Annotated in this window: 6 protein-coding genes and 1 pseudogene; all 7 read right to left on the minus strand. The window is 61.6% G+C overall.

Annotation, left to right across the window (positions count from 1 at the left end; genetic code table 11):
• Window positions 1-21: 21 nt before the first annotated feature.
• Window positions 22-1,035: an ABC transporter ATP-binding protein gene (locus tag NKJ89_RS30965; protein WP_352608206.1), complete on the minus strand. Its 1,014-nt coding sequence runs from the start codon at window positions 1,033-1,035 to the stop codon at window positions 22-24.
• A complete protein-coding gene (locus NKJ89_RS30970) occupies window positions 1,028-2,140 on the minus strand; it encodes an ABC transporter ATP-binding protein (protein ID WP_352608208.1) in 1,113 nt (370 codons plus the stop codon). Before NKJ89_RS30970 ends, NKJ89_RS30965 begins: the two co-directional genes overlap by 8 nt.
• A 2-nt stretch (window positions 2,141-2,142) precedes the next feature.
• Window positions 2,143-2,346, minus strand: a complete 204-nt coding sequence (locus NKJ89_RS30975) for a hypothetical protein (protein WP_352608210.1) — start codon at window positions 2,344-2,346, stop codon at window positions 2,143-2,145.
• 343 nt (window positions 2,347-2,689) lie between these two features.
• Window positions 2,690-3,640, minus strand: coding sequence for a carbohydrate ABC transporter permease (locus NKJ89_RS30980; protein WP_023761527.1), 951 nt, complete (start codon window positions 3,638-3,640; stop codon window positions 2,690-2,692).
• Complete coding sequence (locus tag NKJ89_RS30985) at window positions 3,637-4,584, minus strand: carbohydrate ABC transporter permease (protein WP_502904185.1); 948 nt, start codon at window positions 4,582-4,584, stop codon at window positions 3,637-3,639. The genes NKJ89_RS30980 and NKJ89_RS30985 overlap by 4 nt, the downstream gene beginning before the upstream one ends.
• 219 nt (window positions 4,585-4,803) lie before the next feature.
• Window positions 4,804-6,135 carry an ABC transporter substrate-binding protein gene (locus NKJ89_RS30990; RefSeq protein WP_352608214.1) on the minus strand — a complete coding sequence of 444 codons (1,332 nt, stop codon included), beginning with the start codon at window positions 6,133-6,135 and terminating at the stop codon, window positions 4,804-4,806.
• Window positions 6,136-6,411: 276 nt separating this feature from the next.
• Window positions 6,412-6,507, minus strand: a pseudogene (locus tag NKJ89_RS35850) (PIG-L deacetylase family protein); the annotation flags it as partial.

The following is a 6,507-nucleotide window of genomic DNA, read 5'->3' on the forward strand; positions in this document are numbered from 1 at the left end:
AAACCGTTCACATCAGCCCGTTCACATCAGTCGTTGTCCATCGGCGCCAAAATACAGCGGCGACCGGTAGCGGATCACCACTCTGTCGCCCTGCGCCAGATCCGTGTCGGGATCGGTCAGCGTCACCAGTTTCTTGGGTCCCACCGTCACATGCAGGTGGTTCTGGTCGCCGAGATGCTCCACCCAGTCGACGACGCCGTCGGCATGGCCGTTGGCAGCCTTCTCGATCGCCAGATGTTCGGTGCGGGCGCCGATTGTCTTGGTTCCCGCCGGCGCGCCACTATCGGGCAGCAACCCCGTCGGCAGAAGATTGATCGCCGGCTGGCCTAGCCTTGCCGCGACATGCAGGTTAGCCGGCTCAGAATAGATCGTCCGCGGAGAACCGATCTGCACCAGCTCGCCATCGGCAAGGATACCGATGCGATCGGCCATGGTCATCGCCTCGATCTGGTCGTGCGTGACGTAGAGCATGGTGGCGCCGAGCTCGGTCTGGATGCGCTTGAGCTCAAGCCTGAGGTCCCCGCGCAGCTTGGCGTCCAGCGACGACAGTGGCTCGTCCATCAGATAAATCGACGGCTTGCGCACCAGCGCGCGGCCGATGGCGACGCGCTGCATTTCGCCGCCCGAAAGCTTGGTCGAACGGTTGGCGAGCTTGTGATGGATGCGCACCATCCTCGCCACCTCCTCGACCCGGCGGCGGATCTGGTCTTCCGGCATTTTCCGCGCCGGCGAGCGCAGCGGGAAGGCGAGGTTGTCGAACACCGACAGATGCGGATAGAGCGAATATTGCTGGAACACGAAAGCCGTATCGCGCTCGGCCGGCGACAGCGCGGTGGCATTGTGGCCGCCGATTTCGATCGTGCCGGAATCCGGCCGCTCCAGCCCGGCGATGAGCCGCAGCGTCGTCGTCTTGCCGGCGCCGGTCGGCCCGAGCAGCACGACGAACTCACCATCCGATATATGCAGGTCGAGGCCATTGACGGCGGCATGGTCGCCAAAACTCTTGGTCACGTTCCTGATGCGCACGTCAGCCATGACGGGCCCTCCGCTCAGAGGCCACATCGTGGATCGCGGTTCTCACCGCGCGGCCGGATCCCTTCTCGAACAGCGACAGCCGCGCGCTGCTCAGCGTCAGGCCGACATGATCTCCGGTCGAGAGCCGGATTTCGGCCGGCACGCGTGCCTTGATGATGCCGTCCGCCGTCTCCACCGCGACGATCTGCGTGGTGCCGAGATATTCGGTGCCATAGATGGCGCCGCGCAGCTTCGAATTGTCATCGAAGCGGATGTGTTCGGGCCTGATGCCGAGCGCCATGTCGACCGGCGCAACATCCTCGCGCACCTCCGGCACCGCCACTTTCGCACCTTGCACGACGATCTCCCTGGCGCCTTTCGCCAATCCACCGCCAAAGCCCAAGAAGTTCATCGGCGGCGAGCCGATGAAGTCGGCGACGAACATGGTCGCCGGGCGGTCGTAGATTTCGCGAGGTGTGCCGAACTGTTCGATGACGCCATGGTTCATCACCGCGATCTTGTCGGCCATCGACATCGCTTCCATCTGGTCGTGCGTAACATAGACGGTCGTGGCGTGGATGCGGTTGTGCAACTCGCGCAGTTCATGCACCATCAGATCACGGAATTCGGTGTCGAGCGTACCAAGCGGCTCGTCCATCAGGAAGCATTTGGGCCGCCGCACGATGGCGCGGCCGAGCGCCACGCGCTGGCGGTCGCCACCGGCAAGGCCGGAGACGGATTTGTCGAGCAGGTGGTCGATGCGCAGCAGCTTCGCCGTCTCCTCGACCCGCGTGCGGATCTCAGCCGACGGCATGCCTTGCGCCAGGAGCGGAAAGCCGATGTTCTTGCACACGTTCATGTGCGGATAGAGCGCGAACAGCTGGAAGACAAAGGCGATGTCGCGCTCGCGTGCCCGCAGCATGGTGACATCGTCGCCGCCAAGCAGGATCTGGCCGCCGGTCGGCAATTCGAGCCCGGCGATCATACGCAATGTCGTCGTCTTGCCGCAGCCCGATGGCCCGAGCATGACGAAGAACTCGCCATCCTCGACGACGAAGTTGGAATCCTGCACGGCGACGAAATCGCCGAAGGCCTTTCTCAGGTGCTGGACGCGAATTTCGGCCATGATTATTCCGGGAACTTCGAGACGACGATGAACATCACCGTGCCGGCGAGCATGGTGATGAAGGAATAGGTGTAGAGCGACAGCGCGAAGGGCTGGAACAGCATCAGGAAGCCGACGGCGATCAGCGCCGTGGCGATGTTTTCCATCAGCCCGCGCCTGGCCCAGCGAGGCCATGATGATTTCCTGGAGATGGCGGCGCGCGTCATACGTAGCCTTCCTTTTCCACACCCAAAGGGAGAGATGGCTGCCAGGTGGTTCCCCCACTCCGTCGCTGTTTCGCAGCGCCACCTCTCCCCCCTCCGGAGGGAGAGGAAGGGAGCCTGGCTGAATTAGGTTCGCGCCCTTCCTCTACCCCGTCGATCGGGGGAGAGGTGTCGAGCGAAGCTCGACGGAGTGGGGGTCGACCTGGCGCGGCGCCAGACGATACATGTGCCCGCTTGCCATGCGCGCTATCGCTAAATGCTAAGCGTTCGCAAGTGTGTCGATCCCGTAGCCGTGAACGAGGAGAAGGGAAACGGTGACACCGGCGGTCTCTTATTCCCACATCAATCATTTGCGCACCGCGCCGAAGGTGATGCCGCGCAGCAATTGTTTGCGAAGCAGGATTGTGAAGACCAGGATCGGCACCAGGAAGATCGTCGTGCCGGCTGCCACCGCCGGCCAGTCCTGGCCGCCTTCGCCGATGATGGTCGGGATGAAGGGCGGCGCGGTCTGCGCCGTGCCGGAGGTCAGGAGAGCGGCGAAGGCATATTCGTTCCAGGCGAAGATCAGGCAGAAGATGGCGGTCGCGGCGATGCCGGTCGTCGCCTGCGGCAGCACGGTGCGCCAGAACGCCTGCAGCCGCGTATAGCCGTCGATCATCGCCGCTTCCTCATATTCGCGCGGGATCTCGTCGATGAAGCCTTTCAGCAGCCATACAGCCAGCGACACGTTGACCGCCGTGTAGAGCAGGATCATGCCGAGAGCGGTGTCCGACAGGCCAAGCTCGCGGTACATCAGGTAGATCGGAATGGCGACGGCGATCGGTGGCATGAAGCGGGTCGACAGGATGAAGAACAAAAGGTCGTCGGCGAGCGGCACCTTGAAGCGCGAGAAGCCATAGGCCGACAGCGTGCCGAGGAACACGGCGCAGAAGGTCGAGCCGAAGGCGATGATCAGTGAATTGACGAAGCGCGGCAGGAAGTTGGACGGGCCCGCGATGACCATGTTGCGCTTGCGCGTGGTCTCGTCGCAGAAGCCGGTCGCCGGACCCAGCGAGTTGATGTATTCGGGCGTCTGCCGGGTCCGCGTCGTGAACAGGTTGCAGTAGCCTTCTAGGCTAGGCTGGAACAGGATCTTCGGCGGATAGGCGATCGAATCCGGCGGCGTCTTGAAGCTGGTGGCGAATATCCACAGCAGCGGCACGATTGAGATCAAAGCATAGGCAATGATGATCGCGCCGGCGATGCGCTTCGAGTTGACCGAGGGTGCGACGACCGAGTGGGCGGTGGTCAGGCTCATCTCTGCTTCACCTTGTTGAGCGCCTTGACGTAGATGTTGGCCAGCCCGAATACCGCGACGAACAGGATGATGGCGAAGGCCGAGGAATAGCCGGTACGCCAGCTCTCGAAGGCCTGCCGCTTCAGCGTGATCGAGGCGACCTCGGTGGTCGAGCCCGGCCCGCCTCCGGTCAGCAGGTTGACCATGTCGAACATCTTGAAGTTCTCGATGCCGCGAAACAGCACCGCCAGCATGATGAAGGGCAGCGCCATCGGCAGCGTGATCGACCAGAACTGCCGCCAGTTTGAGGCGCGGTCGACCTCGGCCGCCTCATAGATGTATTCGGGGATGGAGCGTAAGCCCGCGAGGCAGATCAGCATCACATAGGGCGTCCACATCCACGTATCGACGATGATGATCGACCAGGGCGCCAGCGAGACGTTGGAGAGCATCTGGATATCGGTTGGCGGAATTCTCGTGACGAAGGAAATCGCGTAGGCGAACAGGCCGATCTGCGGCTCGTAGAGGAAGCGCCAGAAATTGCCGACCACCGCCGGCGACAGCATCATCGGCACCAGGATCAGCGTCGTCCAGAAGGCATGGCCGCGAAACTTCCTGTCGATCAGCCAGGCCAGCGTGAAGCCGATCAGCGTCTGCAACAGGATGGTCCAGAACACGAAATGCGCCGTGGTCTGCATGGCGACCCAGATATCCTTGTCGCCGAGGATGCGCTGGTAGTTGGCAAAGCCGAGGTTCTTCACCACTTCGTTCGGGCGGTTGGCCCGGTAGTTGGTAAACGACAGGTAGATCGCCCAAAACAGCGGGAAGATGTTGATGGCGAGCAGCAACAGGATCGTCGGCGAGATGAACAGCCAGGCGAGACCCTTGTCGCTGATGCCCCGGACCTTGCGGGCCAACGGTTCCGGGGTCGCCCGGGCAACGTTCTCCGCGGTCCGATTGAGCATGGTCAGTCCTGCTTCGGTCACTTGGTCGTCTCTGTCATGGAATTTATCTGAACCGCGTCCCGTGCTAAGGCGGCACGGGACCAAGAGCATGATGCCGAAAAGTGTGCAGCGGTTTTCGGACGACATCATGCTCTCTCTTTTTTCCCCGGAGGCGGATGATTTCTGGTCGATTCGACCTGAAAATCATCCGCCTCTGAGGCCTAGCTCGGGAGGAGCCGATTACATCTTGCCATCGTCCTGGAAGACCTGCGTCCAGTCTTTGACGAGACCGTCGAGTGCGTCCTTGGCCGATCCCTGGCCGGCGACGACATAGTCGTGGAAGCGCTTCTGCGAGGCCTGCAGCAGCGGTGCGTAGCTAGGCTCGGCCCAGAAGTCCTTCACGATGGCCATCGAGTCGAGGAAGGTCTGCGCGTAGGGCTGGCTGGCCGGGAAGGCCGGATCCTTGACCACTGCGTTGAGGCAGGAATAGCCGCCGAGCGACCACCACTTGGACTGCACGTCCTTGTTGGCGAACCACTTGATGTATTTCAGCGCCGCTTCCTGCTTGTCGGAATAGGACACCACCGAGATGCCCTGGCCGCCGAGTTGGGCGAACTGCTCGCCGTCGGGACCCTTCGGGTTGACGAAGTAGCCGATCTTGTCGCCGCCGACATTCTCGTCCTTCTGCAGGCCAGGCCATGTGAAGGCGAAATTCATATGCATCGCTACCTGGCCGGATTTGAAGGCATCGACACCTTCGCCCATGTAGCTGTTCGACGCACCGGGCGGCGTGCAGCAATCATAGAGCGCCTTGTAGAACTCCAGCCCCTTCACCGACTTGTCGGAGTTGACGAAGCCTTCCATCTCGTAGGGTTTCTTGGGGTTCTCGTATTGGAAGCCATGGCTGTAGAGTACATCCATGGCGCCCATGGTGATGCCTTCAGAGCCGCGCTCGGTATAGATCGAGGCGCCGTAGACGGTCTTGCCGTCGATCTCACGCTTCTGGAAGAATTCGGCGACCTGCTTCAGCTGGTCGAAGGTGGCCGGCGGGCCGAGATCCCAGCCATACTTCTCCTTGAATTCCTTCTGCAGTTCCGGCTTGGAGAACCAGTCCTTGCGATAGGTCCAGCCGACGACGTCGCCCATGGCCGGCAGCGCCCAATAGTTCGGCGTGTTCTTCGGCCATTCCGAATAGCCGACGACGGTTGCCGGCACGAAGTCGTCCATGCTGATCTTCTCCTTGTCGAAGAAGTCGTTCAGCTTGACGTAGTGGCCGTTCTCGGCGGCGCCGCCGATCCACTGGCTGTCGCCGATGATCAGGTCGCACAGCTTGCCATGCGAATTCAGCTCGTTGAGGAACCGGTCGGCATAATTGGTCCACGGCACGAATTCGAATTTCATGCCGATGCCGGTTTCCTTGGTAAAATCCTTGGACAGTTCGACAAGCGCGTTTGCCGGATCCCAGGCGGCCCAGCACAGCGTCAGGTCTTCAGCGTGCGCGACGTTCGAGACGGCTGTCGACGCTGTAATCGCCGAGGTGAGTCCCAACGCCAGTTTCAATCTCGATTTCATGCCTTCCTCCCATTTGCGAAACGCGTCCGGATGACGGTTTCAAAAGCCCTCAACCCCTCTCCTCAGGGGCCCAAACATGGCGGCGCGGCAGCGCGGCAGATGTTTAGTAATTTGTTTAGTGATGCAATTTTTACTAAACAAGGCAAGCGAATTCGTTGCTGCGCCGCAGCATGCCGGGGGGCGGTGTCTGAAAACGTTGGGAAAAGTGCTGCTCGCTCGTAGGGCGTTCGAAGCCGTGCAGCCAACAGGAGCAGGGCTGAGGGAGCGTCGCGCCGGTCAGTCGACCCGTTTGGTGCTCACCATGACCTTCCGGATCGGCGGCGCCGGCGGCAGCAGTTCGCGGATGTCGGCGAACGGGAAAATAGGTTCGAA

Origin of the sequence: Mesorhizobium sp. M0047, from assembly GCF_040323315.1 — a bacterium.
Classification (GTDB): domain Bacteria; phylum Pseudomonadota; class Alphaproteobacteria; order Rhizobiales; family Rhizobiaceae; genus Mesorhizobium.

What these genes read in the sequence shown, in the direction of transcription:
- NKJ89_RS30985 (WP_502904185.1), bottom strand. Translation starts at nt 4,584, where the DNA reads ATGCTCAATCGGACCGCGGAGAACGTTGCCCGGGCGACCCCGGAACCG.
- NKJ89_RS30975 (WP_352608210.1), bottom strand. Translation starts at nt 2,346, where the DNA reads ATGACGCGCGCCGCCATCTCCAGGAAATCATCATGGCCTCGCTGGGCC.
- NKJ89_RS30965 (WP_352608206.1), bottom strand. Translation starts at nt 1,035, where the DNA reads ATGGCTGACGTGCGCATCAGGAACGTGACCAAGAGTTTTGGCGACCAT.
- NKJ89_RS30980 (WP_023761527.1), bottom strand. Translation starts at nt 3,640, where the DNA reads ATGAGCCTGACCACCGCCCACTCGGTCGTCGCACCCTCGGTCAACTCG.
- NKJ89_RS30970 (WP_352608208.1), bottom strand. Translation starts at nt 2,140, where the DNA reads ATGGCCGAAATTCGCGTCCAGCACCTGAGAAAGGCCTTCGGCGATTTC.
- NKJ89_RS30990 (WP_352608214.1), bottom strand. Translation starts at nt 6,135, where the DNA reads ATGAAATCGAGATTGAAACTGGCGTTGGGACTCACCTCGGCGATTACA.